This is a genomic window from Methanosarcina sp. DH2 (assembly GCF_020804225.1).
Lineage (GTDB): Archaea > Halobacteriota > Methanosarcinia > Methanosarcinales > Methanosarcinaceae > Methanosarcina.
In genome coordinates, this window is the sequence record NZ_WJBI01000001.1 from 515,200 (window position 1) to 530,781 (window position 15,582).

The window sequence follows — 15,582 nt, forward strand, 5'->3', positions numbered from 1 at the left end:
GGAAAATATTTTGTAGAATTGCAAATTACATAAAAACCCCTTTGCATATCGATGTGTCTAACCGCTATATATACATTAAACTCATTCATATTAAAGCACAGGACATGCTAAGTTCAGAGATGTCTCATTAAAAAGAAGTGAGGGTAAGGGTTGTACTACGATCAGGAAATTAGCTCGGTTTTTGAGAAGCTCAGGACATCAGAAAAAGGCCTGGACTCCGGAGAAGTCGAAAAGAGACTGGAAGAATATGGAAAAAATGAACTTAAAGAAAAAGAAAAAGTCCCTATCTTTCGACTTCTTCTATCACAATTCAAAAGTATTTTAATTGCTATCCTGATAATTGCTTCCATTGTGTCGGCTATACTCGGTGAGGCCATTGATGCAGTAGTGATTTTATTTACTGTTTTTCTTGCTGGAATTCTAGGTTTTGTGCAGGAGTACAGGGCTGAAAAAGCGATCGAACTTCTTAAGTCCTTGACATCTCCGGAAGCAGTAGTAATAAGGAATGGGGCTGAAAAAAAGATCCCATCAACAGAACTGGTTCCCGGTGATATTCTTCTGCTTCAGACCGGAGACCGCATCCCTGCAGATGCCAGGGTAATTAAAGAGTATAACATCAAAGTCGATGAGTCCTCGCTCACAGGGGAATCTGTGCCTGTCCAGAAAACTCCCGATGCTCTACCTGCTGACACTCCTGAGGCTGACAGAAAAAATATGGTCTATGCAGGGACTGCAGTTGCCTATGGAAGAGGAAAAGCTGTTGTAACGACAACAGGCATGAAAACTTCTTTTGGAGAGCTTGCCGGGCTTCTCGGGACAATCGAAAGGTCCAGAACCCCTCTGCAGGAAAGCCTTGATAAATTCGGCAGGTGGATTGGCGCGGCAACTCTTGTAATCGTAGCTTTTGTTGCAGTGCTCGGCGTCTTTTCCGGCTTTCCCCCTATCGACATGTTTCTCTGGGGCGTTGCGCTCGCAGTTGCCGCTATTCCTGAAGCCCTTCCTGCAGTCGTCACAGTAGGGCTAGGGCTCGGGATAAGGCGCATGGTCAAAAGGCATGCCCTTATAAGAAAACTGCCTTCAGTAGAAACCCTGGGTGCTACGGATATTATCTGTACCGACAAGACAGGCACGCTCACTCAGAACAAAATGACGGTTGAGGGGATATATGTTAATGGGACGGTTCTCAAGGTAACGGGAGTCGGGTATAATCCTGAGGGGAAATTTCTAAAAGGCAGTTCAGAAAAAGGGGATTCAGAAAAAGAGGATTCAGAAGTACCGGAGGATGATAAGAATCTTCGAGTACTTTTACTCGGGGCTGCTCTGTGCAACGATTCAAATCTTTATAAAGAAGAAGATAGATGGAAAATTACAGGGGATCCGACAGAAGCAGCTCTAGTAGTCGCTGCGGCAAAGGCTGGACTTGAAAAATCCGAACTTGATCGAAAGTATCCGAGACTTGCGGAAATCCCTTTCTCTTCCGAAAGTAAGAGAATGACAACCTTCAATAAGCTGGAAGACGGTCCGGGCAACTTTCTGGATTCCGAGCTCGTGGCTTTCTCAAAAGGAGCTCCTGAGGTAATTCTTGGCTCATGTACAAAGATTCTTCTCAACGGTGAAATAAAAGATTTAACTCCAGAACAGAAGCAGGAGATCTCCGAGCAGGTTAAAGAACTAGCTAATCAGGCTCTGCGGGTTATGGCCCTTTCTTTCCGTTCGTTTGATGAAGGTTTTTCTCCAGAAAAAGTCTCTTCCGGGGAAATTCCTGCAGAAAAGGTCGAAGGAGACATGGTCTTTTCAGGGTTAATTGGCATGAGAGACCCTCCAAGAGAAGAAGCGAAAGCTGCAATCAAAACCTGTGAGGATGCCGGCATAAAGACTGTAATGATAACTGGAGACCATAAGGTTACAGCAGCTGCAATTGCAAGAGAACTCGGGATTTTGAAAGAAAACGACCTTACTCTTACTGGTTCGGAACTTGACAGCCTTGACGAGAGCGAATTTGAGGCAAGAGTTGAAAAGGTCTCGGTTTACGCTCGGGTTTATCCTGCTCATAAACTGAGGGTGGTAAAAGCTCTTAAGAAGAAGGGTTATGTTGTAGCAATGACCGGAGACGGGGTTAATGATGCGCCTGCCCTGAAAGCTGCTGATATGGGCATAGCAATGGGCATTACAGGCACTGACGTCAGCAAAGAAGCCTCAAGCATGATCCTGACCGATGATAACTTTGCGTCCATTGTCTCAGCGGTTGAAGAAGGACGAAATATATTTAAGAACATTAAGAATTTCATCACCTACGGACTTACAGCCCATATAGGAGAAGTCCTTATTGTCCTCATAGTAATTCTAGGCTGGCAGATCCTTCCTCTGCTTGCCGTACAGATCCTGTGGATTAACCTGATAACGGATGGTCTCCCTCCGATGGCTCTTTCTGTTGAACCTCCTGACAGGGGGCTTATGAAACAGAAGCCAAGGAACGTTAAGGAAGGGCTTATCACCCGCCGTGAAATCGTTGCCGGGCTGGGATTGGGAGGGCTTATCGCCTCTCAGGCACTGATACTTTTAGTCTGGTCCCTGGATAATGGTTTTTCTATTTCGAAACTGCAGACTATGGTCTTTACACTCGTGGTCTTTTCAGAGATGTTCAATGCATTTAACTGGCGTTCTGATAAGTATTCAGTTTTTTCTCTGGGGCTTTTTACAAACAAAGCTCTGGTCTATGCGGTCCTGACCACAGTGGTCCTGCAGTTGATGGTGATTTACGTCCCGTTCCTCCAATTTGCTTTCAGGACAGTTCCCCTTTCACTTTCTGAGTGGGGAGTCATACTGGCTTTAGCTTCCACCACACTCATTTCGGTGGAGATTATAAAGTACCTGAACTCTAGGAAGAGCGCTGATCAAAAGGAATATGTATAAAATGGGGTATCTTTTCCGGCTCTAAGTCTTAATAGCATACCCTATTTCCTTTCCATTTTGGATAGTTGTGTCCTTATTCCACACTTATTTCTCTATCTGTTTTATTTTTTCTTTCAGTTTGAATTGCAAATTTCAACGCTGAAGGTGAAATCAGAATGGATATAACCACCATAAGCACTACCGCCGAAAATATTTCCTGATTAATGATCCCCAGGTCCCTGCCTATGGTTAGCACGACAAGTTCTACCCCTGCTCTGGGCATGACTCCTACCCCGAAAATAAAGCTCTCGTAAAAATCAAAACCTATAGCTTTTGATCCTATAAAACCCCCTATTAGCTTTCCTGAGAGGGCGAGGAAGATGACCACGAGAGCAAAGAGGCCTGTATTTCCCAGGGTGTACAGGTCAATTGAAAAGCCTATGAATGCGAAAAAGAGTGGGATCAAAATTCCATAAGCTAGCCCTTCTACTTTGCTCTGCACATCCTGGAGCTTGGCAAGGGGGATTTCCGAGATTAATATTCCTCCTATGAATGCTCCTATTGTTGCATGAAGCTCAAAAAACTCTGCAAGATAGGCAGAAAAAAGGGCTACCATGACCACAAGGGAAAATACTGTTTCTTTTGCATGCATTTTCTGAGCATAGCCAAAAATCCTGGGAAATAAGTATTTTCCGAGAATATACATAATCAGCAGAAAAAGCAGAATTTTTCCTGCAATCGTAAGAATACCCAGAATTGAAGGCGCACGGTTGAAGCGGGCAAAGGTGACCACTACAGAGAGCAAAAAAATCCCTATTATATCATCCAGGATCGCCGAGGAGAGCATTACTGTACCTGGCTTGCTGGAAAGATAATTCAGGTCTATGAGGGTCCTGATCACCACCCCTATACTTGTCGGGCTGAAAGCAACCGCCATAAAAAGGCTCTGAAGAAAAGTAAAATTAAAAATCCTTCCGAGTAAAAAACCGAAAGCAAAGGCAAAAATAATCTGGGAAAGCGTAGGAACAAGGGCAGTTAATGATGCGGATTTCAGTTCCTTGAAGTTAACCTCTTTATATCCTGCAGTGAAAAGAAGAAAAATCGAACCGAGTTCGGCAAAGAAGGCAATTACTTCGGTCTCTATGTCAAGAAAAAGTACTCCAAATGATATTCCAGCCAGAATCTCTCCCATAACTGAGGGGACACCAATTCTCTCTGCTGCCTCACCCAGTATTTTCACGCTGAAAATAAGAAATAATATTTGAAACAGAGCACTTATGGCTGTAACCCCCTTACTTTTTCTTATCTCAACCCTGTCTAAATTGTCTGTTACTTAAGACTCTTCGGAGGCGTCTTTCACTTCCTTTTACTTCCCTCTTAGCCTTTATTTCTTTAACTCCCTTCTTTACCTCCTTTTTCTAATTCTCCTTTATCAGTCCTCTTTTTCCTTAGAGCCTTCTTTTTTTCTTCTTCTGCAAATCTCTTTTACTAGGTCTCTCTTGGATATGATCCCTACAAGTTTTCCATCATCATTGACACATATATGGTCAAACCTGTGCTTCATCATAAGATCAGAGGCATCCTTCAGTGTGGATTTCAGAGAGATTGTCACAGGATGCTTAATCATGATTTCTTTTGCATTTTCTCCCAGAGACCTTCTAGCTGTAAAAGGCGTGTGTTTCTCTCTGGGCATCAGGCACAAAAGTAGAATCTCAAGAATGATGTCCAGGTCAATAATGCCTGCAAGCTCCCCTTTATTATTAACTACTGGCAGGGTATGGTAAGGATGTTTTGCAAAAAGTGAGAATACTTCTTCAACAGGTGCATCTTCATTTACTGTTACCAGGTCTCTGGTCATAAGCTCTTCAATCGTCATCCAGAGGCAGCCTTCAGATCCCTTAACGATTGATTCGAAAAATGCTTCTGAGTTTTGAGAAGATTCCTGAGAAGCTTCAGAAAGTTCGTCTCCTTTTCGGAAACTTTTTTCAGGTTCTGCATTATCGATGCCGTTTTTCCCAGAGTTTTTTCCCTGTGTAAAACTCTTTACCAGCATGAACACCCCAACTACAGCTATCTTTATATCCTGATTCTTTCTGTTCCTACACTTACTATGTGAATCTTTATTTATATAAAAAACCCAGAATTTCAGTTTCGCTGCCTGGAAAAGGATTATTCGGTTTTTTCAAGTTTGTTCTTATAATAGAGGGTGAAATCTCTTCCCGGGCGCAGAGTAAAGTTGTAAGAGGAATATTCTTCTTCAGGGATTTCCCTGTACATATCATAGGATATGGGCACGATTATAGCATCATATTTACTGCTCTCGGGTAGTTTTGAAGAGTACCCTATTTTCTCATAGTCTCGCAGGTACCAGGGCAGGGGCCAGTACAGTTGATTCGGATCGACCACGTAAAGCCTCAGGGTTTCAGGCCTTCGGTCGAATCCCTCTATCTTTTCCATGAGCTCGCGAATCTCTGGAGAGGCCTGCGTGTATGTGATCAGTTCAGTCGGTTCCATACTGCGGTAGTAGTTTACTGAAATGCACTGACCTATAAAGATCAGCAGAGTGAGCGCCAGAATTCCTGCCAGTAATGTGCTGGTTTTGCCAGAATAATTTGCCTGTTTCGGTTTTCCGCCTTCAGTATCTCGGGAAAATACCTCTCCAAGGAGAGCTCCTGCAAGGAGTCCGAAAGGCAGGATGATATGTACGACAAGCCAGGGGACTTTTTCCTGCAGATAAGAATAGAGCAGCAGGCTGGTAAGTGCCCAGTAACAGAGGAAAAGGAAAAATGAATAATTCTGTCCTTTACTTCGCCCTTTATTTTCCAGAAAATGGATAAAGCCCGCAGTCCCAAAGAGTATAACCGGAATCTCATATCTAAAAAGAATGGGGAGATAATAGTAAAAAGGACCTCCTATCCTCTCTATCCTGTGCATTTCCATCCAGTGGTTAAAAGCTCTTTCCACGATTGAAAACAGGGATACATCGTTCCTGAAAAAGCTGGAGTAAAAAAACAATATGATAAAAACAGACAATGCTCCTGAAAGAAGGAGCTCAGGAAGGTAAGGTAAAAGAGCTGAAATTTTACGGAGAAGAGTCTTCTGCAGCCCCACTCCTTCTTTTTTCCAGTCTGAATAAATCCAGTATAGTAAGCCCAGTCCGGCGTAAGCCCCGAAAATGAGGATGATAAGATAGGCATTTTCTTTTGAAGACACGGCAAGGGCAAGAGACGATGCTGCCAGGATGACGTAAGGGTATCGCTTTGAGCTGTGAATATTGTCGAGATAGCGGAATGCGCCTGCAACAATAGCCAGGGTACAGAATATAATTATCATATCATTTCTGAAGAACCTTGAGAAGTATACCATGCCTGGAGAAAATGCAAGCAGAAACATTGACCAGAGCACTCCGTTTTTTCCCAGTTCTTTTCTCAGCAAGAAGAGCAAAAGAAGAGTTGCAACTCCGAAAAAGACAGGAACCAGGCGGGCTGTTGCATCATTTACTCCCAGAAAATGGAAGATGGCTGCAGTAGAATGAAAGAGAAAAGGACCATGGTAGGCTGGATTATAACTGTACTCTCCGTGTTCGAGCAGTTTGAGGGTAAAACTGGCATGTACGCTTTCATCATGATGGAAAACCCTCTCCCCAAGCTTAAATAGCCTGAGCGTCAGGGCAAAAAACACAATCAGAAACCCGAGAAGCCAGTACTTTTTATCCGGGAGCCCCGATGAATTTGCGGTTTCGTTATCTGGACTTTGCTGCATTGTTTCCCAAACCTTCCGGTGATGACTGCTTCTTATGAGGCATAGGTATATTTAAGGAGTAGGATGAAATAGTCTTCCTCATGGCTGAAGTAAAGGTTAAGTTATTTGCAAATCTGCGTGAGGCAGCAGGCACACCTGAACTCCTGCTTTCCGGAGAAAAGGTTATCGATGTCCTTTTATCCCTCACTGAGAGATATCCTGAGTTAAAAAACCTTATTTTTGAAAAGTTAGATGAAAAGGATGAAAGCCCGGTCCTTTGCGGCTCTATTAATGTCCTGATCAACGGAAATAATGTCCGGCACCTTGAAGGGCTTGACACTTTCCTTAAGGACTCGGATGAAATTGGAGTTCTGCCTCCTGTTTCCGGGGGATGATTTTTTCCAGGGGCGAGGATATGGGCAGGATATTCAAAGAACGCACTTCAGTTGATGAAGCTTTACAGCTTTTCCTTGAAAGCATTTCCCCTCTCAGGCATACCGATGAGGTGCCACTTGAAGCCTGTGCGGGCAGGGTACTTGCAGAGTCTGTAGTTTCCGGGAGGGACGTCCCTCATTACAGGCGTGCTGCAATGGACGGATACGCTGTAAGGGCATCTGATACGCAGGGCTCCTCTCCTGCAAATCCCGTGCTCTTACAGCTTTCTGACAGTATAGAGGAAGGAACTTCTATGTGGGTTCATACCGGAGCTGCCCTGCCTGACGGGGCTAATGCGGTTGTAATGGTTGAGGACACTGTTACAACCGGGGATATGGTTGAGATAAGGGCTCAGGTTTATCCTGGAAGGAACGTCGGGCAGGTTGGAGAGGACATAAAAAAAGAAGATCTGGTTTTTGAAGAGGGGCATCTCCTTCGTCCCTGTGATGCTGCAGTCCTTGCATCCCTCGGGCTTGACAGGGTGAGTGTTTTTCGAAAACCTGTGGTTGCAATTATCCCTACAGGAGACGAGCTGGTAAGCCGTGAGAAAGCTGACGAAGTTCCCCCTCCTGGGATGGTAATTGAAACCAATGGGCTTATGGCTGCCCTTTATGTGAACCGGTGGGGTGGGATTCCCAGATGCACAGGGATCGTGCCTGATCGCCCTGAGAGCATAAAAGAAGCAGTAGAGGCAAACCTTGACGCTGACATGATCCTCCTCTCAGGTGGGACTTCGGTCGGTAAAAGAGACCATGCTCCGGGAGTTGTGGAGTCCCTGGGAAAACTGCTTGTTCACGGCATCGGTCTCAGCCCTGGAAAACCTGCAGCCCTTGGTGTGATAAGTAAAACTCCAGTGGTTTGTCTTCCAGGCTACCCTGTTGCCGGTCTTGTTGCCCTTTATTTCTTTGTCCGCCCTGGAATCCGAAAACTGGGCTCGATACCTGAAATGCCGGAAATTGTCCTTCGAAAGCGCCTGGCTGCAAAAATAAGTTCGAAAATAGGGTACGTCAACTTCATCCGCGTTGTCTTTGAAGGGGACAGGGTGCGCCCGCTTATGGGGGCTGGGGCAGGAGTTCTTAGTTCGGTTGCAAAGGCTGACGGTTATGTACTCGTTCCTGAGCATGTGGAAGGCTATGAGGAAGGACAGGAAGTAGATGTCTTCCTTATCGAATAATTGTCTTCCTCATCAATAAAACAGATAAACAGAGACGAATTCGGCTAACTCTTTTTATTTTTTCGCTCTCTGGAAATGAATAAAACTTTATACTAACAGGAGGTAGAAGGAACAACGTAACCGTCCTTTACTCCATTTTTTACTAACAATATAAGTGAAGAAAATGCCCTCTCCAGATAAAGAAATGGACAAGATTTTTCTAATAGGAGCTGGCGGCTTTCTGGGAGCAGTTTGCCGATTTTTACTCTGCGAGCTTGTGGAAGGGCAGCTTGGCATCCTGTCTGTAAACGTACTAGGGAGTTTCATGCTGGGCATGATAATGTATGACACTGAGTACCTGGGATTCATAGGCCCTAAAGGAAAGATCGCATTCGGGACCGGGTTTATGGGAGCATTTACGACCTTCTCTACATTTGCAGTCCAGTCTTTCAGCATGCCTTTTATTCCTGCCCTTGGAAACATCAGTGCCAATCTCTTTCTGACCCTTACGGGCGTATTCTTTGGCAGGAGCGTTATAAAAGCCCTCTCGAACAGGGAGACCTGATCATGTTTCCCGTTTCAAGCCTTGGTGAGCTCTTTTTGATAGGTACGGGCGGCTTTATAGGGGCGTCTCTCCGCTATACTGTCTCAAGCCGTATACCAAAAATCCGGAATATTCCGGCAGGAACCCTTATAGTAAATTTTCTGGGCAGTATGGTGCTTGCTCTCCTTACTTTTTCCTCTGAGCCCGAATCAATGGTCTATCTGGTGAACATAGGAATTCTCGGCTCCTTCACAACTTTTTCAACCTTTGCCTATGAAACTTTCAAGCTGCTCGAAGAAGGGCAAAACATCTCATTTTTTCTCAATATCTTTCTAAATGTTATTCTCTGCCTCATGGGGGTAAGCATTGCGTATCTTGCTCTCAGGTTTTGATCTTGAAATTATTCCTCCGGCAGGCGAAGAAGGTCAGATGAAGAAGGTTCAGATGAAGAAGGTTCAGATGAAGAAGATCAGATGAAGAATATTTTAAATGGTTATTTCAAGTTTTTCTGTCTGCTTAAGTTATTACTTTTAATTTGTTCTTTTTATGAAGCATCAGCTATTAGAAGCAGTGAATTTAAAAACATCAATTAAAATAGGGTTCTGGAGATTCGAGGTCGGTATTGCTTGGAGTAAACTAGCTCCTTTAATTCACGTAAAAAAGGCTGGCAAATAGCTAAAAAATATAACTAAAAAAAAGGTAAAAATAGAAAAGCCCTTAAAATTACTTTACAAGGGCTTTTGCAGATCTTCTTATGAAGCGCCTCTTGTGACCTGAAGAGGTGAAGCGCTGTGAAGGTCCTGGGTGTGCTTTCTGAGCTTTCGATTTCGGGACCTTAATTACTCTGCCTTTTCTGCCTTTTACCTTTACCCAATCAATGCTGCCGGTTTTGCCCATTATCATTCCTCGTTGATTTTGATTTGAATTTATTCTGTATTTGCTTTAATTTACAGGTGATTTATTCACATACCATATTTGCCTTATTGCTGACCACTGCTGTTTGCCGCGGATTTTTTTCCTCAGCAGTGTTTTAGCAATAGAGGTATTTTGATTCGATAATGTGTCAAATCGATAATCTGTCAATAATCTTAATCGGAATACTTGATATTCCTTGAAGCCTGAAAGTAAGAAATTATAAGTTTCATCAAGCCTTGAGTTTATCATAAAGAGAAATGCTAGTAATTAAATGTTACGGACATAGCCCAAAATCCAGGCATAAAATGTAACAGATATGCGTAAGATATAAATAATTCTACCTCTGGAAAATGCATATAAATCCATGTGGAACTGTACAGTTACTCAGATGGTGCTATAAACAGGATGAATAGCAGGATAGACGAATAGCAGGACAAATATTCAGTATTTCTTTTGAAAAGGTGATTTCCGTAAAAAACAATCCTATTGAAATCAGGCTTGCCGACGCGCGAGAGGAACTTGGGGATTTAATAAGCTTCCCGGACTCTGAGTTTGTCGGCATAATCAAAGAACTGGGATTCAGGTGTGAACTCTGTGCCCGCTGCTGTACTAAAGAGTTTAATGACCATGTGTTCCTGCTTGATTCAGATCTTGAAATTATACAGCAAATAGATCCGGATGCCGTCACTCCTGCTCCCTATTACGAATTTTGCGACCAGAACGGCAGGTTCTATGTTTCAGGCTATGCCCTGAAAACAAAGCCTGACGGCTCCTGTATTTTCCTGGAAAACAAAAAGTGCAGGATCTATGGAAGCCGCCCTTCAATCTGCAGAGTATATCCCCATATGCTTCACAGGGAAGCCGATGAAACCGGAAAAGTAGACTGGCGGCAGATAAGCGGCTTAAACGAGCACGGGAGTTATCATTCAGAACTCGACGATTCAACCTGCGAAGCAATTTCACAGGAGACCAGGGCTTATGAAGAAGCTTATCTCAAACAGATGATTGGTTTTCTCGAAGCTTTACAGGCTCATTTCAGGAAGAATGGTCTTAAACATGTCCAGAAGATCTATGACCGCAGAATGCGGGAATTTCTTAAAGGGAAATGCGAGCTGGAAGTTTTCGTATACTGCAGAGGCGGGTTTGAAATGCAAAAGCTCAGGTCTGGATCAAAAAGGTAACCGGCAGAGTCAAACATGTAACCTGGAGTCAAAAATGTACTCTATTGAGTCAGATCACAACTCACATGGTCAGAAATATACCCGTTGAGGCAGATAGGTAAAACTGACAGATTTCCTCAATTCACTGGACGGACCAGCTGTTTATCTACCAGTTGTTTATATCAGTTGTTTATATCAGTTGTTTACATCAGTTGTTTATCTACTTTTATGAAGTGTTCTGCTGTAAACAAAATTAATTTTTCACTTAATAAGATTAAAAATGATATTTTGCTAAAATAAGTTAGAAGAGGAGAGTCTAATTCCTTTTCCCTTTAACCTTCCATTTAAGAAGTATTCCGTCCTCTATTTTTTCAGCCGAAAGCAATTCAAGCCCAAGAAGTTCGGCTTCTGTAAAACCTTCCCCGTCCGTAAAAGTCGGGGCTGTTTTTCCTCCTATGATAAGGTTTCCAACGAAAGTATATATCTCATCAACAAGGTCTGCGGAAAGCATGCCCCAGTTAAGGGTCGCACCTCCTTCGACCATGAGTGTGTTTATGCCCATTTCCTTTAATTTTGCCGTAAGCTCTGTAAGGTCAACTTTAAGGTCTCCTGTTTTAAGGACCAGAGCTTTTTCTTCCAGACTTTTGATTTTTTCTGCGGGGGCTGAATTTGAAACAGCAATTATCCTGAGCCCTTCTCCTTTCTTGAATAAATCAGCATCTAGAGGAGTTCTTGCGACACTATCCACGATAATTCTTACCGGATTTTCGCTTTTTCCGGCAGCTTTTCTTGCGGCTTTCCTTTCAGGAGATTTTACAGTGAGACTTGGGTCATCGGCAAGTACGGTTCCTATCCCTACCATGATCGCATCTGCCTGAGCTCTGAGCTCATCCACTCTCTCAAAATCTAGTCTTCCGGAGATCTTTACCTGCTTTCTCTCTTTTGTTGAGAGCTTGCCGTCAGCTGACATAGCAGAGTTTATAAAAATAAAGGGCCTGTTCATTTTATGGCTCCTGAAAAAAGTATTAAGTTGAGAAAAATTGAGGTGCTCTATTTTAAAGCGTCTTTCCGCACTGGAATTCTGGAATAGACCTGGCACCTGGCTTCAAGTCTATTTCCTTCAGGCTTTTTTTCAGTCTACTTCTATTTTTTGACTGAGATAAGTTTGAGCAGGGGTTTGAACTATTTCTGGCCCGGCTCAAAACTGATTTCAGTCAGACATTTAAGCTATTTTATTCAAAGTCTATCAGTGGCTTCAGGAGGTCGTGGTCTCTTAAGAGGCCCTGAAGCTTGCGGTTTGAATTAATGATCGGTATCTGGTCGATCCTGTTACGCTTCATTTTTCTTGCGCAGTCGCTGACTGATGCAATATAAGTAGCTGTGATCGGTTCCCGGATCATGATATCGCTTCCGATCATATTGGGGACCTTAATTCTGGACACACTGTAATAAATGCTCATGGTATCTCGCATGGATTCCCAGGTCCAGGCATCGTCGTCCTGACCTGCGGACATGTCCGACATCTCCACACTGTCTTCAATAATACTCGCAGAGATGACGTCCCTGTCCGAAATGATCCCTATGAGTTCCAGGGCAGCATCGAGTACAGGCACAGCCTTAACACCGGCAAGCTCCATAATCCTCGCTACGACCGGCAGAGGTGTTTCACTATAAATTGCAACTACTTCCGTTTCCACATAGTCCTTGATCGGAATATCAATATTCATATCCGCAATTGTGCCCACGACGTCTGCAACCGTAACAAGTCCCACGAGCTTTCCATTATCAACCACAGGAAGCCTTCTGATGCCGTGCTGCAGGAGCAGGCGTGCGGCAGTCTGCAGGTCCGATCCAGGGGATATGGTTATCGGATCTCGTGTCATAAGAAGGGCAAGCTGTTCTTCTTCAGGGTTTTGTAAAAGGTTTGTCCTGGTCACGATTCCAACTACTTTGGAATCTTTGAGTACCGGCACTCCCGAGATGTGTTTGTTCTTAAGAATTTTAAGAACCTCGTCCCTGGAACCAGGCAAGGTCGCGCATGCGACGTCCCTTACCATGATATCTTCTATGAAGATGTTTTTTGGCATTTGATCTACACCTGTGTTGTCCTCTGAATCCTGGATTTTTTCTTATATCGCTTCTTCTTCAAAAGGCTTCAAGTTGATGGCACTATCAGCTTGTTTCTCCACTCCGGACAACCATTACCGGAACGGTTGAGCTTCTGACCACTTTTTCTGCAACGCTTCCCAGAAGGAACCTGTCAAGCCCGGTTTTTCCAAGTGTCCCCATAACTACCAGGTCAATATTGTTATTTTCTGAGAACTCGATAATCACGTTACTCGGGTTCCCTTCCCATACAACCTCTCTTATCTCTACTCCTGCAGCCTCTCCCTGATACTTCACGGCAGAAACAGCTCTCTCCCCCTCCTTTCTAAGGATTTCGAACATTGCTTCCCAGCCGCCGTCCGAGCTCATCGGTATTGAAGAAAAAGAAGATGTGTCCACTACATAAAGTGCATGAACTATAGCCCCACTGAGTTTTGCAATCTCAATTCCGTAAGAAATTGCCCTCTGGGTATTCTCGGATCCGTCTGTTGCAATTACTATATTCCGGTAAAACTCGCTCGTCATGTCTTGCTCTCCATTTTCTTTACGAATGAAGCACCGCTAATATATCGTCGGGCCTTGCCCTCTTTGTGATTCCACTTATAGGGTCCTTTATCCCTGCCAGATTGTTTGAACTCCCGTTCAAGATCATCAAATTAGCTTTATTCCCCTTTTCTATAGAACCCGTGGAACCAGGCCCCATTACAAAAGAACCATTAAGTGTGCAAATTTTAAATACTTGCCTATCTTCGATCGAAAATACTTTGGACATAAACTCCATTTCAGCAAACATATTTACAGAGTTTAACATTACGTTGTCTGTACCTGCTGCTACCCGGATTCCAGCCTCAAGCATTTCAGCTATTGGTGCCATGCCTGCTCCTGTTACGAAGTTCGACCTCGGGCAGACAACAACTGGAATTTCTGTCTGAGCTACTTCATCAAGATCTTTTTTTGTGGCTTGTGTCAGATGAATCAACAGGTCGGGCTCCAGAGATAGGGCTTTTTCAATGTCACTTCTGTTCTTTTCCCCTGCATGGATTGCAAAGAGCTTTTTTATATTTCGTGTGCAGGCTGTAATCTCCTGCAAGAGTTCCATATCGAGATCGTTTGCTCCGCTTATTCCAAGTCCATCGGAGTGCAATAAAACTCTTCTTACTTCGGCAAGCACCACCCCCAACGGTAGCTCGGGTTCTGTAGGTCTACCAAATACAAGGGAGTGCAGTTCAAGTCCCTCAAGAGCTTTATTGAGGGCTGCAACTCCTACAACTCCTCCTTCTCTAAAATCCGCAAAAGCACAGGTTCCTGTCTCAATCATGTCTAATAGGGACTTTCTAATGTACTCGATAAGTATTTTATAGGAAGTTTCCCTGAGGATTCTGTGTTTCAATCCATCCGGCGGCTTTACCAGAGAGTCAAGGTCTCTCTGAACCCGAAAACCGGAAGCATTTCCCAGTGGAGGGTCTTTGCAAACTGAATCTCCTAGATGGGTGTGGGCATTGACAAAACAGGGAGCTATTATATTTGCAGAATATGTACGCTCTTCTCCAACTTCCGTGATAATCCCGTTTTTTACACAAATGTACCCCTCTATGGGATCCAGTTCGGGACCTGCAATAATTGTTCCGGAAATTATCTGTTCAGTGCCGTACATATATACGCACCTCTGCTGATCATCAAACGCCTGTGCTCAGTTAATGGAAGACCAAACATATACATCATATATAACTTTTCCTTAAGCCCCTTTTATACTATCTTGACATCTTTCTCTGTTCCGGGCATCCAGAATCTTTTTTCTTATGTTTTAAACGGATTCTTTTAATTATATTTGCACATAACGATGTCCTTTTTACCGGCATATTTATAAGTTAGTAATTATATATAACTGCCAGTCGCATTGTATAGGTCCTTGCACGAGATAATGGTAAATCCTAACTGTGAGTGTACAGACAACCCCAATGCGATACATCGATAGTGTGACACTGCCCGGCACGAGGGTAACTGAAAGGGACTGCGGAAAACCAGAGGATGATCTTTCGGAGTTAGTGCGTCCGGGCCACAGCACTATTCTACACAAATCTATTTTTCATAAAAAATAGCTTACAATAACTTTTATAGTGATCCAAAATGCACGCTTTATTAGCTGACTCTGATTTTGTCAGCCCCTAATTCACAGCTTATTAGTTTCCGGCTATTTTTGTTAATTTGATGATTCTCATTGCCAGTTGTTGCGGTTACTTCGTTACTGCTTTATATTATATCTTCAAAAAGATGACACACATGTCCTTCGAAGAGGCAATAAAAGCTCTGGATTCCGGTGTTATGATTGATATCGAAGTCACTCCGGGTTCCAGGTCGCTTTCCGTTCCAAGCGGCTATAATGAATGGCGCAGGAGAATTGAAGTAAAGCTGACTAAAAACGCCCAGAAAGGAAAGGCAAATGAACAACTTATTGAGAGCCTTGCCGAACTCTTCGGGATTAGCAGTTCGGATATTCTGATAAGCAACGGAGCCACAAGCAGCAAAAAGTCCTTACTGATAAAAGGGGTCTCCTATCAACAGGCTGTTTCTGTTTTTGGAGCCCGCTTAAATAAATAAAGGCCGAATAAAGGCCGAATAAAGACACAATTGCAAAG

Annotated in this window: 15 protein-coding genes; 7 read left to right on the top strand and 8 right to left on the bottom strand. The window is 43.6% G+C overall.

Going from position 1 to position 15,582, the window contains the following annotated elements:
- Positions 1-150: 150 nt before the first annotated feature.
- On the top strand, positions 151-2,913 hold the full coding sequence (locus FXV91_RS02190) for a cation-translocating P-type ATPase (RefSeq protein WP_229387900.1): 2,763 nt from the start codon (positions 151-153) through the stop codon (positions 2,911-2,913).
- Positions 2,914-2,986: 73 nt separating this feature from the next.
- On the opposite strand, the gene FXV91_RS02195 is transcribed toward FXV91_RS02190, so the two are convergent.
- From FXV91_RS02195 to FXV91_RS02205, 3 genes are all read right to left on the bottom strand, one after another.
- A complete protein-coding gene (locus FXV91_RS02195) occupies positions 2,987-4,171 on the bottom strand; it encodes a cation:proton antiporter (RefSeq protein WP_345945465.1) in 1,185 nt (394 codons plus the stop codon).
- A 153-nt stretch (positions 4,172-4,324) separates the two neighbouring features.
- Entirely contained in the window at positions 4,325-4,945 is a 621-nt protein-coding gene (locus FXV91_RS02200) for a CBS domain-containing protein (protein ID WP_229387905.1), read from the bottom strand.
- 116 nt (positions 4,946-5,061) lie between these two features.
- Positions 5,062-6,654, bottom strand: a complete 1,593-nt coding sequence (locus tag FXV91_RS02205) for a flippase activity-associated protein Agl23 (RefSeq protein ID WP_229387908.1) — start codon at positions 6,652-6,654, stop codon at positions 5,062-5,064.
- An 80-nt stretch (positions 6,655-6,734) separates the two neighbouring features.
- Between FXV91_RS02205 and FXV91_RS02210 the strand changes: the two genes are divergently transcribed.
- The 4 genes from FXV91_RS02210 (at position 6,735) to crcB (FXV91_RS02225) (ending at position 9,157) form a co-directional block, all read left to right on the top strand.
- The gene (locus FXV91_RS02210; protein ID WP_229387910.1) at positions 6,735-7,028 is read left to right on the top strand and encodes a ubiquitin-like small modifier protein 1; all 294 of its coding nucleotides are present in this window, start codon (positions 6,735-6,737) and stop codon (positions 7,026-7,028) included.
- 20 nt (positions 7,029-7,048) lie between these two features.
- Entirely contained in the window at positions 7,049-8,242 is a 1,194-nt protein-coding gene (gene glp, locus FXV91_RS02215; protein ID WP_229387912.1) for a gephyrin-like molybdotransferase Glp, read from the top strand.
- Between the two features lie 163 nt (positions 8,243-8,405).
- Entirely contained in the window at positions 8,406-8,786 is a 381-nt protein-coding gene (crcB, locus tag FXV91_RS02220; protein ID WP_229387915.1) for a fluoride efflux transporter CrcB, read from the top strand.
- Between the two features lie 2 nt (positions 8,787-8,788).
- Positions 8,789-9,157: a fluoride efflux transporter CrcB gene (gene crcB, locus FXV91_RS02225; RefSeq protein WP_229387917.1), complete on the top strand. Its 369-nt coding sequence runs from the start codon at positions 8,789-8,791 to the stop codon at positions 9,155-9,157.
- Positions 9,158-9,488: 331 nt separating this feature from the next.
- On the opposite strand, the gene FXV91_RS02230 is transcribed toward crcB (FXV91_RS02225), so the two are convergent.
- Positions 9,489-9,662 (bottom strand): DUF5350 domain-containing protein, encoded by a 174-nt coding sequence (locus FXV91_RS02230; protein WP_162197436.1) that lies wholly within the window; start codon positions 9,660-9,662, stop codon positions 9,489-9,491.
- A gap of 479 nt (positions 9,663-10,141) precedes the next feature.
- On the opposite strand from FXV91_RS02230, the gene FXV91_RS02235 reads away from it, so the two are divergent.
- Positions 10,142-10,861, top strand: coding sequence for a YkgJ family cysteine cluster protein (locus tag FXV91_RS02235; RefSeq protein ID WP_229387919.1), 720 nt, complete (start codon positions 10,142-10,144; stop codon positions 10,859-10,861).
- Positions 10,862-11,156: 295 nt separating this feature from the next.
- On the opposite strand, the gene FXV91_RS02240 is transcribed toward FXV91_RS02235, so the two are convergent.
- The 4 genes from FXV91_RS02240 to FXV91_RS02255 all read right to left on the bottom strand — a co-directional run bounded on the left by FXV91_RS02240 (position 11,157) and on the right by FXV91_RS02255 (position 14,600).
- Positions 11,157-11,843: a 2,5-diamino-6-(ribosylamino)-4(3H)-pyrimidinone 5'-phosphate reductase gene (locus FXV91_RS02240; RefSeq protein ID WP_229387921.1), complete on the bottom strand. Its 687-nt coding sequence runs from the start codon at positions 11,841-11,843 to the stop codon at positions 11,157-11,159.
- Between the two features lie 229 nt (positions 11,844-12,072).
- Positions 12,073-12,927 carry a CBS domain-containing protein gene (locus FXV91_RS02245; RefSeq protein ID WP_229387923.1) on the bottom strand — a complete coding sequence of 285 codons (855 nt, stop codon included), beginning with the start codon at positions 12,925-12,927 and terminating at the stop codon, positions 12,073-12,075.
- Between the two features lie 85 nt (positions 12,928-13,012).
- Positions 13,013-13,471, bottom strand: coding sequence for a universal stress protein (locus FXV91_RS02250; RefSeq protein ID WP_229387926.1), 459 nt, complete (start codon positions 13,469-13,471; stop codon positions 13,013-13,015).
- A gap of 19 nt (positions 13,472-13,490) precedes the next feature.
- A complete protein-coding gene (locus FXV91_RS02255; RefSeq protein WP_229387928.1) occupies positions 13,491-14,600 on the bottom strand; it encodes an amidohydrolase family protein in 1,110 nt (369 codons plus the stop codon).
- 617 nt (positions 14,601-15,217) lie between these two features.
- Here FXV91_RS02255 and FXV91_RS02260 point away from each other — a divergent pair.
- Complete coding sequence (locus tag FXV91_RS02260) at positions 15,218-15,544, top strand: DUF167 domain-containing protein (RefSeq protein ID WP_229388577.1); 327 nt, start codon at positions 15,218-15,220, stop codon at positions 15,542-15,544.
- The last annotated feature ends 38 nt before the right edge of the window (positions 15,545-15,582 follow it).